Source organism: Exiguobacterium aurantiacum DSM 6208 (assembly GCF_000702585.1).
Taxonomy (GTDB): Bacteria; Bacillota; Bacilli; order Exiguobacteriales; family Exiguobacteriaceae; genus Exiguobacterium; species Exiguobacterium aurantiacum.
The window spans coordinates 625,001-640,792 of the sequence record NZ_JNIQ01000001.1; the positions used below are offsets into that span (position 1 = coordinate 625,001).

Annotated in this window: 14 protein-coding genes, 8 tRNA genes and 2 rRNA genes (1 of these 24 running past the window's edge); all 24 read left to right on the forward strand. The window is 52.6% G+C overall.

What is annotated here, in order from left to right; all coding sequences use genetic code 11:
• A 23S ribosomal RNA gene (locus tag P398_RS0103450) occupies positions 1 to 1,880 on the forward strand; it begins 1,034 nt to the left of the window's first position.
• A 94-nt stretch (positions 1,881 to 1,974) separates the two neighbouring features.
• Positions 1,975 to 2,090 (forward strand): 5S ribosomal RNA (gene rrf, locus P398_RS0103455).
• Between the two features lie 8 nt (positions 2,091 to 2,098).
• A tRNA-Asn gene (locus tag P398_RS0103460) sits at positions 2,099 to 2,173 on the forward strand.
• Positions 2,174 to 2,177: 4 nt separating this feature from the next.
• Positions 2,178 to 2,252 (forward strand) — tRNA-Glu (locus tag P398_RS0103465).
• 3 nt (positions 2,253 to 2,255) lie between these two features.
• Positions 2,256 to 2,331 (forward strand) — tRNA-Val (locus tag P398_RS0103470).
• 29 nt (positions 2,332 to 2,360) lie between these two features.
• Positions 2,361 to 2,433 (forward strand) — tRNA-Thr (locus P398_RS0103475).
• Positions 2,434 to 2,439: 6 nt separating this feature from the next.
• Positions 2,440 to 2,523 (forward strand) — tRNA-Tyr (locus P398_RS0103480).
• Between the two features lie 5 nt (positions 2,524 to 2,528).
• A tRNA-Lys gene (locus tag P398_RS0103485) sits at positions 2,529 to 2,601 on the forward strand.
• A gap of 7 nt (positions 2,602 to 2,608) precedes the next feature.
• Positions 2,609 to 2,683 (forward strand) — tRNA-Gly (locus tag P398_RS0103490).
• A gap of 15 nt (positions 2,684 to 2,698) precedes the next feature.
• Positions 2,699 to 2,774 (forward strand) — tRNA-Ala (locus tag P398_RS0103495).
• Positions 2,775 to 2,975: 201 nt separating this feature from the next.
• On the forward strand, positions 2,976 to 3,869 hold the full coding sequence (gene rocF / locus P398_RS0103500; protein ID WP_029334052.1) for an arginase: 894 nt from the start codon (positions 2,976 to 2,978) through the stop codon (positions 3,867 to 3,869).
• Between the two features lie 140 nt (positions 3,870 to 4,009).
• Entirely contained in the window at positions 4,010 to 4,585 is a 576-nt protein-coding gene (sigW, locus tag P398_RS0103505) for an RNA polymerase sigma factor SigW (RefSeq protein ID WP_024372450.1), read from the forward strand.
• A complete protein-coding gene (locus tag P398_RS0103510) occupies positions 4,582 to 5,220 on the forward strand; it encodes a hypothetical protein (protein WP_029334053.1) in 639 nt (212 codons plus the stop codon). Before sigW ends, P398_RS0103510 begins: the two co-directional genes overlap by 4 nt.
• A 128-nt stretch (positions 5,221 to 5,348) precedes the next feature.
• Complete coding sequence (gene cdaA / locus P398_RS0103515) at positions 5,349 to 6,209, forward strand: diadenylate cyclase CdaA (RefSeq protein WP_024372448.1); 861 nt, start codon at positions 5,349 to 5,351, stop codon at positions 6,207 to 6,209.
• Positions 6,210 to 7,490, forward strand: coding sequence for a CdaR family protein (locus P398_RS0103520; protein WP_029334054.1), 1,281 nt, complete (start codon positions 6,210 to 6,212; stop codon positions 7,488 to 7,490).
• A gap of 35 nt (positions 7,491 to 7,525) precedes the next feature.
• Positions 7,526 to 8,884 (forward strand): phosphoglucosamine mutase, encoded by a 1,359-nt coding sequence (gene glmM / locus P398_RS0103525; RefSeq protein WP_024372446.1) that lies wholly within the window; start codon positions 7,526 to 7,528, stop codon positions 8,882 to 8,884.
• A 357-nt stretch (positions 8,885 to 9,241) separates the two neighbouring features.
• Positions 9,242 to 11,038 carry a glutamine--fructose-6-phosphate transaminase (isomerizing) gene (gene glmS, locus P398_RS0103530; RefSeq protein WP_029334055.1) on the forward strand — a complete coding sequence of 599 codons (1,797 nt, stop codon included), beginning with the start codon at positions 9,242 to 9,244 and terminating at the stop codon, positions 11,036 to 11,038.
• A gap of 166 nt (positions 11,039 to 11,204) precedes the next feature.
• Positions 11,205 to 11,738: a hypothetical protein gene (locus tag P398_RS0103535; protein ID WP_147287384.1), complete on the forward strand. Its 534-nt coding sequence runs from the start codon at positions 11,205 to 11,207 to the stop codon at positions 11,736 to 11,738.
• Positions 11,739 to 11,839: 101 nt separating this feature from the next.
• Positions 11,840 to 12,427, forward strand: coding sequence for a YdhK family protein (locus P398_RS0103540; protein ID WP_029334057.1), 588 nt, complete (start codon positions 11,840 to 11,842; stop codon positions 12,425 to 12,427).
• Positions 12,428 to 12,548: 121 nt separating this feature from the next.
• Positions 12,549 to 13,277: a DUF975 family protein gene (locus P398_RS0103545; protein ID WP_051638857.1), complete on the forward strand. Its 729-nt coding sequence runs from the start codon at positions 12,549 to 12,551 to the stop codon at positions 13,275 to 13,277.
• 14 nt (positions 13,278 to 13,291) lie between these two features.
• Positions 13,292 to 14,224, forward strand: coding sequence for an NAD(P)/FAD-dependent oxidoreductase (locus P398_RS0103550; protein WP_235263302.1), 933 nt, complete (start codon positions 13,292 to 13,294; stop codon positions 14,222 to 14,224).
• Positions 14,225 to 14,296: 72 nt separating this feature from the next.
• Positions 14,297 to 14,770 carry a YfbM family protein gene (locus P398_RS0103555; RefSeq protein WP_029334060.1) on the forward strand — a complete coding sequence of 158 codons (474 nt, stop codon included), beginning with the start codon at positions 14,297 to 14,299 and terminating at the stop codon, positions 14,768 to 14,770.
• Positions 14,758 to 15,261, forward strand: coding sequence for a GNAT family N-acetyltransferase (locus P398_RS0103560; protein ID WP_029334061.1), 504 nt, complete (start codon positions 14,758 to 14,760; stop codon positions 15,259 to 15,261). Before P398_RS0103555 ends, P398_RS0103560 begins: the two co-directional genes overlap by 13 nt.
• Before the next feature lie 85 nt (positions 15,262 to 15,346).
• Positions 15,347 to 15,790: a MarR family winged helix-turn-helix transcriptional regulator gene (locus tag P398_RS0103565; protein WP_024372441.1), complete on the forward strand. Its 444-nt coding sequence runs from the start codon at positions 15,347 to 15,349 to the stop codon at positions 15,788 to 15,790.
• Positions 15,791 to 15,792: the final 2 nt, after the last annotated feature.

Sequence of the window (15,792 nt, forward strand, 5' to 3'; positions counted from 1 at the left end):
GACCATCAGCTAAGGTCCCCAAGTGTATGTTAAGTGGAAAAGGATGTGGCGTTGCACAGACAACTAGGATGTTGGCTTAGAAGCAGCCACCATTCAAAGAGTGCGTAATAGCTCACTAGTCGAGTGACGCCGCGCCGAAAATGTAACGGGGCTAAACATACCACCGAAGCTATGGATCCCGTAAGGGATGGTAGGAGAGCGTTCCAAGCAGCAGTGAAGCGGTATCGTGAGGAGCCGTGGAGCGCTTGGAAGTGAGAATGCCGGTGTGAGTAGCGAAAAGAGGGGTGAGAATCCCCTCCGTCGAAAGCCCAAGGTTTCCTGAGGAAGGCTCGTCCGCTCAGGGTTAGTCTGGACCTAAGCCGAGGCCGAAAGGCGTAGGCGATGGACAACAGGTTGATATTCCTGTACCGCCGTACCACCGTTTGAACGATGGGGGGACGCAGAAGGATAAGGTAACCGTGCGACTGGAAGTGCACGGACAAGCAGCGAGGCCGTCGGGTTGGCAAATCCGCCCGGCACACAAGGTTGAGCTGTGACGTGGAGCCCGTAGGGCGAAGTACCGGATTTCACGCTGCCAAGAAAAGCCTCTAGTAAGGAGGTCGGCGCCAGTACCGTAAACCGACACAGGTAGGCGAGATGAGAATTCTAAGACGCGCGGGATAACTCTCGTTAAGGAACTCGGCAAAATGGTCCCGTAACTTCGGGAGAAGGGACGCTTATGGCAACATAAGCCGCAGTGAATAGGCCCAAACGACTGTTTAGCAAAAACACAGGTCTCTGCTAAATCGCAAGATGAAGTATAGGGGCTGACGCCTGCCCGGTGCTGGAAGGTTAAGGGGATGTGTCATCGCAAGAGAAGCACTGAACCGAAGCCCCAGTAAACGGCGGCCGTAACTATAACGGTCCTAAGGTAGCGAAATTCCTTGTCGGGTAAGTTCCGACCCGCACGAAAGGCGTAACGATTTGGGCACTGTCTCAACGAGAGACCCGGTGAAATCATAGTACCTGTGAAGATGCAGGTTACCCGCGACAGGACGGAAAGACCCCATGGAGCTTTACTACAGCCTGATATTGAGGCTTTGTACGCAATGTACAGGATAGGTGGGAGTTTGTGAAACCGGAGCGCCAGCTTCGGTGGAGACACCCTTGGGATACCACCCTTTGCGTATAGAGTCTCTAACTCGCAGCCGTGATCCGGCTGGAGGACCGTGTCAGGTGGGTAGTTTGACTGGGGCGGTCGCCTCCTAAACAGTAACGGAGGCGCCCAAAGGTTCCCTCAGAATGGTTGGAAATCATTCGAAGAGTGCAAAGGCAGAAGGGAGCTTGACTGCGAGACCTACAAGTCGAGCAGGGACGAAAGTCGGGCTTAGTGATCCGGTGGTTCCGCATGGAAGGGCCATCGCTCAACGGATAAAAGCTACCCTGGGGATAACAGGCTGATCTCCCCCAAGAGTCCACATCGACGGGGAGGTTTGGCACCTCGATGTCGGCTCATCGCATCCTGGGGCTGGAGTAGGTCCCAAGGGTTGGGCTGTTCGCCCATTAAAGCGGTACGCGAGCTGGGTTCAGAACGTCGTGAGACAGTTCGGTCCCTATCCGTCGTGGGCGCAGGAAATTTGAGGAGAGCTGTCCTTAGTACGAGAGGACCGGGATGGACGCACCGCTGGTGTACCAGTTGTTCCGCCAGGAGCATCGCTGGGTAGCTACGTGCGGACGGGATAAGTGCTGAAAGCATCTAAGCATGAAGCCCCCTCCGAGATGAGATTTCCCTTTGAGCAATCAAGAAAGACCCCTCAGAGACGATGAGGTAGATAGGTCATGGGTGGAAGCGTGGTGACACGTGGAGCTGAATGATACTAATCGGTCGAGGCTTTGATCTAGTCTATGGTTTGACAATTGATGAACTTCAGTTTTCAGGGAACAAACCCTGAAGATGATTGACACGTCCGAAGGACGATGTTAATATTTTCTTTGTCTGGTGGCGATAGCGAAGCGGCCACACCCGTTCCCATGCCGAACACGGAAGTTAAGCGCTTCAGCGCCGAAAGTAGTTGGGGGTCTCCCCCTGTGAGGATAGGACGTTGCCAGGCAAGATCGTTCCGCAATAGCTCAGTGGTAGAGCAACCGGCTGTTAACCGGTAGGTCGTAGGTTCAAATCCTACTTGCGGAGCCAATTAGGCCCGTTGGTCAAGCGGTTAAGACACCGCCCTTTCACGGCGGTAACACGGGTTCGAATCCCGTACGGGTCACCATTTGGAGGATTAGCTCAGCTGGGAGAGCACCTGCCTTACAAGCAGGGGGTCGGCGGTTCGATCCCGTCATCCTCCACCATTTTTTCATTAACTAATCAAACCATATATGCCGGTGTAGCTCAGTTGGTAGAGCATCTGACTTGTAATCAGAGGGTCGAGGGTTCGAATCCTTTCGCCGGCACTCCTTGGGGGGGTAGCGAAGTGGCTAAACGCGGCGGACTGTAAATCCGCTCCCTCGGGTTCGGCGGTTCGAATCCGCCCCCCCCCACCAGGTTTGAGCCATTAGCTCAGTTGGTAGAGCATCTGACTTTTAATCAGAGGGTCGCAGGTTCGAGCCCTGCATGGCTCATTTTTTTGCGGAAGTAGTTCAGTGGTAGAATACGACCTTGCCAAGGTCGGGGTCGCGGGTTCGAATCCCGTCTTCCGCTCCATATTATTCCCTTTACGGGGCCTTAGCTCAGCTGGGAGAGCGCCTGCCTTGCACGCAGGAGGTCAGCGGTTCGATCCCGCTAGGCTCCACCATTTGTTTTTTTCTTAAGTTACTTACGACTTAAGTTTTTTTTTGCCTAAAACCATGAACCATTCACTTAAGAGTACAGAGAGAGGCAGCCTGCCACCATTCAGGCTGCCTTTTTTGTATGTTTATACACGTTCCTGTGCAGTTGAACCATGCGATTGATAGCGTTTACAATAAAGGTATTAATCGGTCAAGGGGGAATGGCTATGCAATGGTCATATATTGAAGTACCGCTCCGTTATGGACAGGGGAAACACGGAGTCGATCAAGGTCCGACAAAGCTACGGGAGCTCGGATTAGAGGCGTTACTGCCTGAAGGAACCCAAAAACGATCGGTTCGTGTGTTGCCAGAATCAGAGATTCGTGAGAATGAAGAGCACTTGAAACGGGTTGATGGGGTGTTATACACGGTCAATGAACTCGCGGAAGTAGTCCATGAAGAAATTCAAGCAAATCGTTTCCCGTTGATTGTCGGGGGCGACCATAGTATGGCGATCGGTACGCTTGCGGGTCTCGCACAAACTGGACCATATGGCGTTATTTGGGTAGATGCCCATGCGGATTTGAATACAGGCGAGACATCACCTTCGGGCAATATACACGGGATGCCGCTTGCGGCCGCCATGGGGATGGGCGATGTTCGGTTGACGGAGGTCGGGGGAAGAGACCGTAAACTTGCGCCGGAGCACTTGGTCTATATCGGACTTCGCGATATTGATGAAGGGGAAATCCGTGAAATCAACCGACTCGGCATTAAAGTCATCACGGTCGAAGAAGTTCGCACGCGCGGTGCGGACGTGACCATGAAAGAGGCCATCGCCTATTTACGTGAACGTGTCGGTCGTTTTTATGTCAGCTTTGACATGGATAGCTTTGATGCGAGCCTCGTCGCGGGGACCGGGACACCGGTCGATGGGGGATTGACCACCGAAGAAGGCAAGGCGATCGTCGCCGAGGCGATGACGGCAAACGAATTGATTGCGATCGAGCTCGTTGAATTGAACCCGTCCCTTGACGTAGAAGACAAGACGGCACAGCTGGCGTTCGCACTTTGCGAGACGATTGTGAAATCCAAAGAAAACCTGTTACTGGAAAGTTGAATTGCTTAACTTCCCTTACGGTTTCCAAATCCATTTGTTACAATGGGTTTGGAAACTTTTTTTAGTGAAGTTGAAACTTAATGGACGAGTGGCACGTATAGAGGGATAACCGCATAGTCGCGGAGAGGGAGAGTGGATCGATGGAACGGCTGACCACCCGTTTGGTCGACGAATTGAGGTCGGGGAATCACGATTCGTTTGCTGAACTGGTAGAACTGTACAAGGATGGTGTCTTTGCTGTCGCCTATAAGATTCTTTTTGACCGTGGCGAAGCCGAGGACGCTGCCCAAGAGACGTTCATTCGAGCCTACACACGGATTGAGACGTACGATCCGCAATATAAGTTCAAAACGTGGTTGTACCGGATTGCGACGAACGTCGCCATCGATCGCCTCCGCAAACGTAAACCGGAGTATTCGATGGATGCTGAAATCGCTGGTACCGAGGGTCTCACATATCAAGACCACTTAGCTGACGACGCACCTCAACCCGACGCCCTAGTCGTACACCGCGAAATTCGAGGCGAGATGCATGAGGCGATCAAACAATTGCCTGATAAGTATCGAATCCCGTTACTGTTAAAGTACGTGGATGATTTATCGCTCAAAGAAATTAGCGTGATGATCGATATGCCGGTTGCAACGGTTAAAACAAGGATCTTCCGGGGAAGAGAAATGTTAAAAACAATCTTTCAAAACAGGGAGGGGTTCAATTGACTCCTGAAGAAAAACTGCAACAATATTTGGAAGATGGCATCCTGCCCGAAGAATCTGACGAATTACGTCAATTACTCGAGGACGATACCTTATACGAGGCTTACCTCCAGTACGAACGAATAGATGCCGAACTGAAAGCACTGCCGCGACCGAAGTTGTCCGAAGATTTCGCCGCTCGGGTGATGGCTGCTTTGCCTGATGCGAAAGCGCGCCCGCTGCACGTCGCGCCTGCTCCAGAAGAGCAGCCACCGACAAAGAAAGTAAGGCGTGGGCATTCAAGACAGATGACGTGGTTCCGGAAACATCCTGGACTAATCGCGGCTGTACTTTTCTTCAGTTTGATGTCGAGCGCGACGCTCGGACTTTGGAACGGGTCAACGGAAACGATGACGTATACTAAAGTGCCTGGCATCGTCGTGACGGCGAACGAGGTCATCGTACCGGAAGGTGTCACGATCGAACGAGACATCACCGTCCAAGGCGGCAACCTTCGAGTAGAAGGAAAAGTCGAGGGCAATGCGACGGCCGTCCATGGTCGTGCTTATTTGGCGAGTGCCGGAGAAGTGACGGGTGAACTCGAACAAATAGATCGGATCTTCGAGTGGATTTGGTATTCCATCAAACAGTTGTTCTAAAGGCGCCCGTTGTGGCGTCTTTTATTCATTTCAATCTAGTTTCGTTTTATCACGAGGCGATGCGTCGTTTTGGAAATGTGATATAATGAAGGTTGCATAATTGGCTAGGTAGTTGAGGAGGGGAGCATTTGCCGCTACTTGAACAGGTTTCATTCTTATCATTTTTTAGTCTTTCAGAGAACGTACATTGGTACGATTATTTGAATGACGTTTTAGATATCGTCGTCGTCACGTACGTCATCTATAAATTGATGATGATCGTCCGTGGGACAAAAGCGGTACAACTGATCAAAGGGATCTCGATCATCCTCGTCAGTTGGTTCCTCAGCGGGTTCTTTGGACTGAAGACGTTACAGTTCTTACTGAATCAAGTGATCACATACGGGTTACTTGGGATTATTATCATCTTCCAACCGGAACTCCGCCGCGGGCTTGAACATTTAGGTCGAACGAGCAATCTGTTTGGTCGGACGAGCACGAGCGATGAGGATAAGCAACGTCAAATGATTGAAGCGATCGTCAGTTCGGCGCAATACATGTCGAAACGACGGATCGGGGCGTTGATTGCCATCGAGCGCGACACCGGGTTGAATGAGTATGTCGAGACCGGTATCCGCATGGACTCGCATATCACGTCACAACTGATCATCAACTTGTTCATCCCGAACACCCCACTTCACGACGGGGCGATGATCATTCAAGACGGAAAAATCGCAGCGGCGGCTTGTTATTTGCCGCTATCGGAAAGTCCACACATCGACAAGGCACTCGGGACACGTCACCGGGCTGCCATCGGTGTGAGTGAAGTGACGGACAGTGTGACGCTGACTGTGTCGGAAGAGACAGGAGCGGTTTCACTTGCCATCGCCGGACGTCTTTATCGTGAATTAGACGAGGAGGCGCTCCGTAACAAGTTAATTCAAGAACTCGTCATCGAAGAAAAAGAGACGACGCTCTCGTTCTTCAATAAGAAAGGAGGGGACAAGTAAGTGATTGATCAGTGGTTACAACATAAATGGTTTCTCCGCATCATTGCACTTGCTTTAGCCATCCTCCTCTATTTTATGGTCGCCGAGACGAGTTCGTCGACGGGTTCGTCGAGCGCCTTACCGATTGTCGGACAGAGTTCGATGTCGCTCGATGTGCCGGTGGAGGTGTTCTTCGATGAGGTCCAGTACGTGGCGTACAACGTACCGGAAGAAATGAGTGTCGAGCTCCAAGGTCCATCTAGTAGTTTGACAATGACGCGATTGGTGAAAGATTATCAAGTGTTCGTCGATTTGACGAACCTTGGCACCGGGTTTCATCGTGTCCCAGTAGAAGCACGTGGCTTTGGCGGGGATGTGAACGTCAAGCTTGAACGCGACACCGTTGAAATTTATATCGACCGCAAACAGACGGTTGAAGTGCCGGTGTCTGTTAACTTGTTGAACAAGGATCAGTTACCGGAAGGGCTTGTCGTCGGGGATGCCGAAATCGAACCGACGACGGTAAACGTGTCAGGAGGAGCGAGTCGAATCCAAAACGTGAAAGAGATCACGTTGAACGTCGATGTCGCCAATCAGGGCCAAACGTTTACCCGGGAATTGTCACCGACGATTTTAGATGCGAACGGCAACCCGCTAAACGTGACGGTGGAGCCGAACATCATTCGTGTGACCGTCCCTGTATACGAACAAAGTGCGATTATCCCGATCGAGGCAGTCACGACCGGAGAAGTCGCTGATGAATTCAGACTCGTTGATACGTTGCTCGCTGATACGGAAGTACGAGTATTTGCGCCTCTTGAAGTGTTGGAAGGAATCGAAAGCGTCGAAACGGCGCCGATTGATTTGGATGAACTGGACAAGAGTGGTAAAGTGACGACGACGCTTCGACTACCGGAAGGGGCAACGGCGCTCGATCAAAAAGAAGTTGACGTTCAATTACTTATTCGCGGCATCGATGACACGCGAGATGATACGGGTGAACTGACCGAGCGGGTGCGTTTAACGGTTCCCGTGACGGTGAGGGGCTATGACCGGACAAACTATACGCTCCGGGTCCCGGATGTCGTCAGTGTGACGTTATCCGGCAAGCGTTCGCTCCTAGAAAGCATCACGTCAAACAGTATAAGCGTCACCCTCGACTTGACCGGTCTTCCGAGCGGGTTGCATGGAGTTGACGTCGACTACGAAGTGCCGAAAGGTGTGACCGTCGTCTCGCCAAAAACAATCGATGTCGAACTGAAGAGCGTCGATGACGAAACAGAGACGTCTTCGCTACAATAAGACGTTCAATCATACAAAAGTGAGGAAATGCATACATGGGTAAATATTTTGGAACAGATGGAGTCCGCGGTGTCGCGAACTCAGAATTGACAGCAGAACTAGCATATCGTTTAGGACGAGCCGGTGGATACGTGTTATCAAAGCACCTACCGGCCGGTGAACAGCCGAAAGTATTGATTGGCCGAGACACACGTATTTCTGGCCACATGCTTGAAGGGGCGCTCATCGCAGGTCTTTTGTCGATCGGGGCGGAAGTGATGCGTCTCGGTGTCATCTCGACACCTGGTGTCGCTTATTTAACGAAGTCGCTCGACGCGACTGCGGGTGTCATGATCTCTGCGTCACACAACCCGGTCGCCGATAACGGCATTAAGTTCTTCGGCAGCGACGGCTTCAAACTCGATGACGCAACCGAAGCGGAGATTGAAGACATTTTAGACGCAGCGGAAGACACGTTACCGCGTCCAGTCGGGAAAGACCTCGGCTTCGTTTCTGACTACTATGAAGGCGCTCAAAAATACCTTCAAATGTTGAAACAGACGGTCGATGAAGACCTCGATGGTCTCCATATCGCCCTCGACTGTGCCCACGGCGCGACGAGCGGACTTGCTGCTCGTTTGTTCGCAGACCTTGAAGCGAACGTCTCGACGATTGGGAACTCGCCGAACGGTTTGAACATCAATGAAGGCGTCGGTTCGACGCATCCGGAACATTTGGCTGAATTCGTACGTGAAAAAGGTGCGGATATGGGTCTTGCGTTTGACGGCGACGGCGACCGCTTGATTGCGATCGACGAGAACGGTGACGTCGTCGATGGCGACATGATCATGTATATTTGTGGGAAGTATTTGAGCGAGCAGGGCCGTTTGAAAGACAATACGATTGTCGCGACGGTCATGAGCAACCTTGGCTTCCACAAAGCAGTTGAAGAAGCAGGCATGACGGCGCTTCAAACGGCGGTCGGCGATCGCTACGTCGTCGAAGAGATGAAGAAACACAACTACACGCTCGGTGGCGAGCAGTCGGGTCACCTCATCTTCCTCGATCACTCGACGACAGGCGACGGGATGCTCTCAGGCGTCCAGCTTGCCCAAATCGTCAAATCGACAGGACGCAAGCTGTCTGAACTCGCAGCGGAGATGCCAGTGTACCCGCAAAAACTCGTCAACATCCGCGTCACGGATAAAAACGATGCGATGAACGGTGAGCGTGTCCTCGCGACGATTCAAGACGCGGAAGCAGAAATGAACGGGAACGGTCGTATCCTCGTTCGTGCGTCGGGCACGGAGCCGCTCGTTCGTGTCATGGCGGAAGCACCGACAAAAGAAGAATGTGAACGCTACGTCGAGAAAATCGCACAAGTCGTGCGCGAAGATTACGGTGTAGAAGGATAATTTTATCCAAACAGGGAATAACACAAGGGAATCCAACTTTGGGTTCCCTTTTTGTTTCCGTTTTGTCACTGCGAAATCTTGTGATTTTCTTGACGAATGGGGGTGTGATTTGTACTATTAAGAGCGTGACCTTAGAAACGGAGGGGCACAAAGTACGAGAAAGCGCCAGAACTCTGCGGAGTTGACGAGGACGAAGGTGATCGAGATTTCGGCGGATGCCTTCTAGTCGCCTGTCACGACTAAGAGTCTTTCATTAAAACGCCCGGGCGACCGGACGGACAAAGTGAAAGGCGATGACAGCTCTTTGAAAAAGCCCGTTTCCTTTTTCGAGAAATCGAATATAGAGGAGAATTGTTTATGTGTGGAATTGTAGGAATGATTGGGAATGCCGGAGCGAAGGAAATCCTTCTCAAAGGTCTTGAGAAACTCGAGTACCGCGGCTATGACTCGGCAGGCCTTGCGTTGATGCAAGATGGTGTCAACGTTCACAAGGAAGTCGGTCGCATCGCCGCGCTACGCGAAATCGTCCCAGCAGAAGTAGACGGCACGATTGGAATCGGCCACACACGTTGGGCGACACACGGGGTGCCGAGCGTCCCGAACGCCCACCCGCACCAGAGCACGACGGGCCGCTTCACGCTCGTCCACAACGGCGTCATCGAGAACGACGAGCAGCTCAAGGCGACGCTCGACGTCCCGTTTCTCTCGGAAACGGACACGGAAGTCATCGTCCAGTTGATGGAGAAGAACTTCGTCGCGCTCGGCGACGTCGAATCGGCGTTCCGGAAGACGCTCGCTGAACTTCACGGCTCGTACGCGATCGCGATGATTGACTCAGAGGACCAAGAGCGCCTCTATATCGGCAAGAACAAGTCGCCGCTCCTCGTCGGACTCGGCGACGGAACGTTCAACGTTGTCGCGTCTGACGCGATGGCGATGCTCCAGGTGACGGACCAGTACCTCGAGCTCCACGACGGCGAGATCGTCATCTTGACGCGCGAGTCAGCGACGATCAAGACGCTCGACGGTGAAGTATTGGAACGCGCGCCGTACACGGCCGAGATCGATGCGTCAGACATCGAGAAGGGCACGTACGCGCACTACATGTTGAAGGAGATGGACGAGCAACCGGCCGTCATCCGCAACATCATCCAGCACTATCAGAACGAAGCGGGCGACATCGAGCTCACGGAAGGCGTGCGCTCGCTCGTCTCTGAGGCCGACCGCATCTATATCATCGCTTGCGGTACGAGTTACCACGCTGGTCTCGTCGGCAAACAGTTGATCGAGCGCGTCGCAGGTGTACCGACTGAAGTGCACGTCGCGTCAGAGTTTGGTTATAACATGCCACTCCTCACGGAGAAACCGTTGTTCCTCTTTATCTCACAATCAGGTGAGACAGCGGACAGCCGCGCCGTCCTCGTCGAAGTGAAGAAGCGCGGTTACAAAGCGCTCACACTCACGAACGTTGCCGGTTCGACGCTCTCGCGTGAGGCGAACGAGACGATGCTCCTTCACGCCGGCCCGGAGATCGCGGTCGCGTCGACGAAGGCGTACACGGCTCAAATCGCGGTGCTGGCGATTCTTGCATACGACATCGCTCGTGCGAACGGGAAGAAAGTACCGTTTGACCTCATGACAGAACTCGCGCGCATCGCGACGATCATGGATTCGGTCATGGCACAAAAAGAAATCTTCGAGCAGTTGGCTGACAAGTTCTTGAAAGAATCACGCAACGCGTTCTTCCTCGGTCGCGGCATGGATTCATACGTCGGTCTCGAAGGGGCCCTCAAGCTCAAAGAGATCTCGTATATCCAAGCGGAAGGCTATCCAGGTGGAGAGCTCAAGCACGGACCGATCGCGTTGATTGAAGACGGCACACCGGTCATCACACTCGTCTCGCAACCGAACACGCACCTCAACATCCGCGGAAACATCAAGGAAGTTGTCGCTCGTGGCGCAGTTGCCTGCACGATTTCGATGGAAGGGATGGAACACGAGAGCGATTCATTCGTCTTGCCACGTGTCGAGCCACTCCTCACACCACTCGTGACGGTGTTACCGCTTCAACTCATCTCGTATTACGCGGCGCTCGCGCGTGACTGTGATGTCGACAAGCCACGTAACTTGGCGAAATCGGTAACAGTTGAATAAGTGACAAGACCAAGGTGGAGACACCTTGGTCTTTTTTGTGAACGTTTCTGTATAATCGCGGAACAACAGGGGGAAATCTCGTTTCGATTCGATGGAAACGGTAATAGAAAAGTATAAGCCTATAAGGGAGATGGGGATCATGAATATCGTCCATGGAAATCATCATATGCATTGGGCGATTGGTTTGTTGATTGGATTTGTCTCATTTCTGCTCAGCAGTTTTCTGTTCAGTCTCTTCATTGAAGCGGGCGTCCTCGTCACCTTCCTCACGGGTGTCGTCGGTAGCGGGCTTCTGTTCGTCCTGCTTGGCTACCGTGAACATCTCATTCGAAACGTCGGGTTAAGTACGATTGGTATGGTCGGTGCGATTTTGCTCGGATTTGCCGTCGGTGAAATGACCGCCTCGCTTGTGCCGTCTGTCGGGGAGTTATTTGCCAATGCTATGTTTTTAGTCACTGTGACGACAGTGTTTGGTACGGTGTTAGGGGTGATTGTTTTTGGTAAAAAAACGTTCGGATTCTTCTTCGGGATCAGTCTATTGACGGCACTTGCTTTGACCGTTCTGATTGAAGTGACGAACATCATGCAAGGACAATTCTGGCAAGGCGTCGACTTGAACTACGTGCTGATTGTGACAACGATCGGTATGGTGGCGGGGTTAGCGCTTGGGTTGTTCGAAGATGTGAAACGCGTCCATTAAAGATCGTCTTCGGACGGTCTTTTCAATTTGCTAACAAATCGAGTCAGACCCGCATATCAAATATTGATGAAGGGAAGTGACAGATAGAAGGGAGCGATTTGATGAAACAAAAAAAATGGGCGACGACACTTGGTGCCGTGTTACTTGCGACGTCACTTGCGGCATGCGGTGATGCGGGTGATACGACAGAAGAAGACCAAACAATTGATGTGACCGAGGAACATAACGCAGAACAAGAAGATGCGCATGGCACGATGGACCACTCGGGTTCCGGTGAAGTGCCGGAAGATCTACAGGAAGCGTCGAACCCAACATACCCGGTCGATTCGACGGTCGTCATGACCGCTGACCATATGCTCGAGATGGAAGGTGCCGAGGCAAAAATCGTTGGCGCCTATGACACGACAGCGTATGCGGTGACGTACACCCCGACCGATGGCGGCGAACCGGTCGAGAATCACAAATGGGTGATTCATGAAGAACTCGACACGACCGAAGACGCGCCACTTGCCGATGGGACCGAAGTGACGCTTCGAGCCGACCATATGGAAGGCATGGACGGTGCGATCGCGACAATCGACTCGAGTGAAGAGACGACCGTCTATATGGTCAACTTCATGCTCCAGGACGGGGAAGAAGTGACGAACCATAAATGGGTGACGGAAAATGAGTTAGAACCGAAAGAATGAGCTTCAATGTGAAGGTCTTTTCTACCGAGACAGGGCGAAGGCCCTGTTTTTTGTTTAGTTTGAAACGTTTTACATCCTATAGCGTATAGGATGGGAAAGACAATCGAAATGGGGAAACAAGATGATCCAAACGTGGAATGAACGCGCGCACGCCGCATTGAAAGGAAAGGCGGGAATGTTACTCGCTTGGTCATTTGCCTGTGCGTTCATAGTGGAGGCGGGAACCATAGTGGACCCGACTTTATACGGGATGAGGGCAGACACACTGTTCGCTAGTGGCATGTGGTTAATCGGCAGCGCGGTCGTTTCCTTCATGCTGTATCCAATCATCATCGGTTATCACTGGGTGTTACTGGGGACGGTGCGAAGAGAGGAAAGTCAGTTCAAGCACGTGTTTCGACCGCTTCGTCAGCGGTATGACAAACATGTAGCGGCCACGATCCTGTTGACGGTGTTGCAATTGTTGTGGACGCTTCTCTTCCTCGTCCCAGGAATCATTAAATTTTTCTCTTATGCGTTCACGTACTTCATCTTGCACGATGAGCCGGAGTTATCTGTCCGAGCGGCCATCACGAAGTCGCGCGATTTGATGCGGGGGCGAAAAGGCAAGGCGTTCAAGCTGATCTTGCCGTTCATTCCCGTATATGTGCTCGGATTGACGCTGTTCTTCTACTTCAATGCCGTTTTTCTCGCTGCATTATCTTTATTCGTAGCGACCGGCCTCATCCGCCCTTTCATTGTCAGCCGCTTCGCCGTCATGTATGAAGACGCGCGCCGCGAGTATGACGCGCAGTGGAAAAGCATACGTGAGCCCGACGTAGCTGCCGCTCACGTGATACAATCTTCGTGAAAGAGGGGATGAACATGAAGATTGGGATTATCGGAGCGGGATTGAGCGGGATTGTCGCAGCACGCGACCTCACCCGCCACGGTCATACAGTGGAACTGATTGAAAAGAGCCGGAGTGTCGGGGGACGTTTGGCGACAAGACGAATCGGGGACGGGAAAGCCGATCACGGGGCGGTCTATTTCACCGTACGCGGGGAAGCGCTCAAACAAGATGTCGCCGACTGGCAGAGGAAAGGTTGGGTGAACGTCTGGTACGCCGACCCGTATCCACGCTACGTCGCCGCCGGTGGGATGAACGCGTTGGCTAAGCAGTTGGCCGAGGGGTTGACCGTCCATTTAAACGAGCGAGTCGAAGCAGTTGCGATGATGGACGAGGCAGTCATTGTACGGACAGATGTAACGATGCGGCAGTACGACCGTCTCCTCATCACGTCACCGCTCCCGCAGACGTTTGACGTGCTCGCGGATTTTCCGATTGACGCGGCGTTACGTGGATTGACTTACGCCCCGACGTTCGTCGGCTTGTTCGAATTCGGAAGCGAGGTCTCCATCGGTCCGGACGGGATTCTCGATACGGACTTGGCATCGGGTCTATTGAAAGTCATCAACAATCGCCAAAAAGGCATCTCGAAGTCGGAACTCGTCAGCGTCTATATGGATGAGGCATGGAGTGCGGCATGGTATGACCGTCCAGCTGAGGAGACGCTTCACGAAATCGAACGGCTGTTACAAACAGTGACCGAAGCGGCGGTGATTCAATCGAGACAATTGAAGCGATGGCGCTACGCGCAGGCGACCGACGTCTGGCATGAGCCGTTCTATAAACTTAAGCATTACCCGATCTATTTGGCCGGTGACGTCTTTTTAGAAGCGGACGACGCCTCGGGCCGGACACGGTTCGAGAGCGCGTACGTCTCTGGAATCCGCGTTGCGGAGGCGATGCGTTAAACCTTCTTCGGAAGGTTTTTTTCATGTCCGCGCCGAATAGTCAGACATACGAATTGGAGAGGGGAATCAGACATGGGGATGGTTGGCGCATACATGCGTGTATCGGCCGAAGAGTTGACAGGGCTGCTTCACGAACCGGATGGCTTCGGGGAGCTCGTAGAGGACGAGGGACGGCAAACCGATATCGATAAGGCGTGGCACGGGCTTTATTTCTTGTTGACCGGGGAGACGGACTTGGACGACATTGACCGCCATTCGCTCGGGAAAGTGGTGTTTGGAGGCGACGTCTTGGACGAAGAGGCGGGAATCGCTTATTTGACGCCGGAAGAAGTGGCGGACTTGTCCGCACGGCTTCAGTACATCGAACTCGATGCGCTTGAAGCGCGCTATGACGTCACGACGATGAACGAGCAGCAACTGTATCCGTTTGAGAGCGAATGGGGGCTGGAAGAGAAACAGTATTTATTCGAACAGTTCGATGAGTTGAAGCGTGTCTTCAAACAAGCGGCTGACGAGAACGGAGCGCTCGTCACATGGATCGGCTGAGCGTAAAGCCTTTATGCCGCCAGAACGAAGCCTGCTTGTACGCGTTCGAGTGTGAAAACCGTGCGTATTTTGAGCGTTCGGTCCCGAGCCGAGGCAACGCCTACTATGAGCCGGAGTCGTTTCGTCAGTCACTCGAGCGCCTTTTGGCCGAACAGGCGAACGGTGAGGGCTATTATTACTTGATTTGGAAGGATGACACAATCGTCGGACGCCTGAACGTTCATCACACTGATGCTGAGACCGGGGAAGTCGGCTATCGAATCGGGGCGGCTTATGTCGGACGCGGGTATGCCACGGAGGCTTTACGGCAATGGCTGACGTTTAAGTTACCACGGTTCAGGCGCTTCATTGCCGAGACGACGAACGACAATGTGGCCTCTCAGCACGTGTTAAGACGTGTCGGATTCATCCGTGAGGGCGCGGAAAAACAGATTGAATGGTCAGGACAACTGCTCACGTTCTATACATACGTATATACACTCGACCGATGAGCAACGACTGCATCGGTCGTTTTTATTGACTACTATTAGTTTAGGGCATAAACTAGATGAATATAGTTTAGGGGGTAAACCAACGATGAAAGAATTGATGCGGGAAGCCGTACAATTATTTGAAGAAGTCATGTTTCAAGGTGCCGAACACGTCATCGATGCGATGGAAGGCGACGTCTGGCGCGAGTACTCACGCGAACAGCTGCAGTTGTTGAAGTTGCTCGAACAGTTCGGGCCGATTCAAGCCGGACAGTTGGCAGAGAAGCAAGGGGTGCATAAAAGCGCCGTTTCGAACCGCTTAAAAAAACTCGTCGACAAAGACCTTGTCGTCAGTCGACGCGGTCAAGACCAGCGCGAGCGGTTGATTGAATTGACGGAGGCCGGTCGTCATATCGTCGAAGCGGCGGATGCCGCCGTGTACCGGTACGTCGAATCGTTACTCGACGGAAACATCGACGAGGCAGAAATCGAACAGTTCGTCCGGACGTTCCGGAAAATCAAACAGCTGCTTCGGATTGGGGAGGAATAAGC

Excerpts from the sequence above, each read along its gene's own strand:
- P398_RS0103540 (WP_029334057.1), top strand. The coding sequence starts at position 11,840 with ATGAAACAAAAAAAATGGGCGACGACACTTGGTGCCGTGTTACTTGCG.
- rocF (WP_029334052.1), top strand. The coding sequence starts at position 2,976 with ATGCAATGGTCATATATTGAAGTACCGCTCCGTTATGGACAGGGGAAA.
- P398_RS0103555 (WP_029334060.1), top strand. The coding sequence starts at position 14,297 with ATGGGGATGGTTGGCGCATACATGCGTGTATCGGCCGAAGAGTTGACA.
- sigW (WP_024372450.1), top strand. The coding sequence starts at position 4,010 with ATGGAACGGCTGACCACCCGTTTGGTCGACGAATTGAGGTCGGGGAAT.
- glmM (WP_024372446.1), top strand. The coding sequence starts at position 7,526 with ATGGGTAAATATTTTGGAACAGATGGAGTCCGCGGTGTCGCGAACTCA.
- P398_RS0103560 (WP_029334061.1), top strand. The coding sequence starts at position 14,758 with ATGGATCGGCTGAGCGTAAAGCCTTTATGCCGCCAGAACGAAGCCTGC.
- P398_RS0103550 (WP_235263302.1), top strand. The coding sequence starts at position 13,292 with ATGAAGATTGGGATTATCGGAGCGGGATTGAGCGGGATTGTCGCAGCA.
- P398_RS0103535 (WP_147287384.1), top strand. The coding sequence starts at position 11,205 with ATGCATTGGGCGATTGGTTTGTTGATTGGATTTGTCTCATTTCTGCTC.
- P398_RS0103545 (WP_051638857.1), top strand. The coding sequence starts at position 12,549 with ATGATCCAAACGTGGAATGAACGCGCGCACGCCGCATTGAAAGGAAAG.
- glmS (WP_029334055.1), top strand. The coding sequence starts at position 9,242 with ATGTGTGGAATTGTAGGAATGATTGGGAATGCCGGAGCGAAGGAAATC.
- P398_RS0103565 (WP_024372441.1), top strand. The coding sequence starts at position 15,347 with ATGAAAGAATTGATGCGGGAAGCCGTACAATTATTTGAAGAAGTCATG.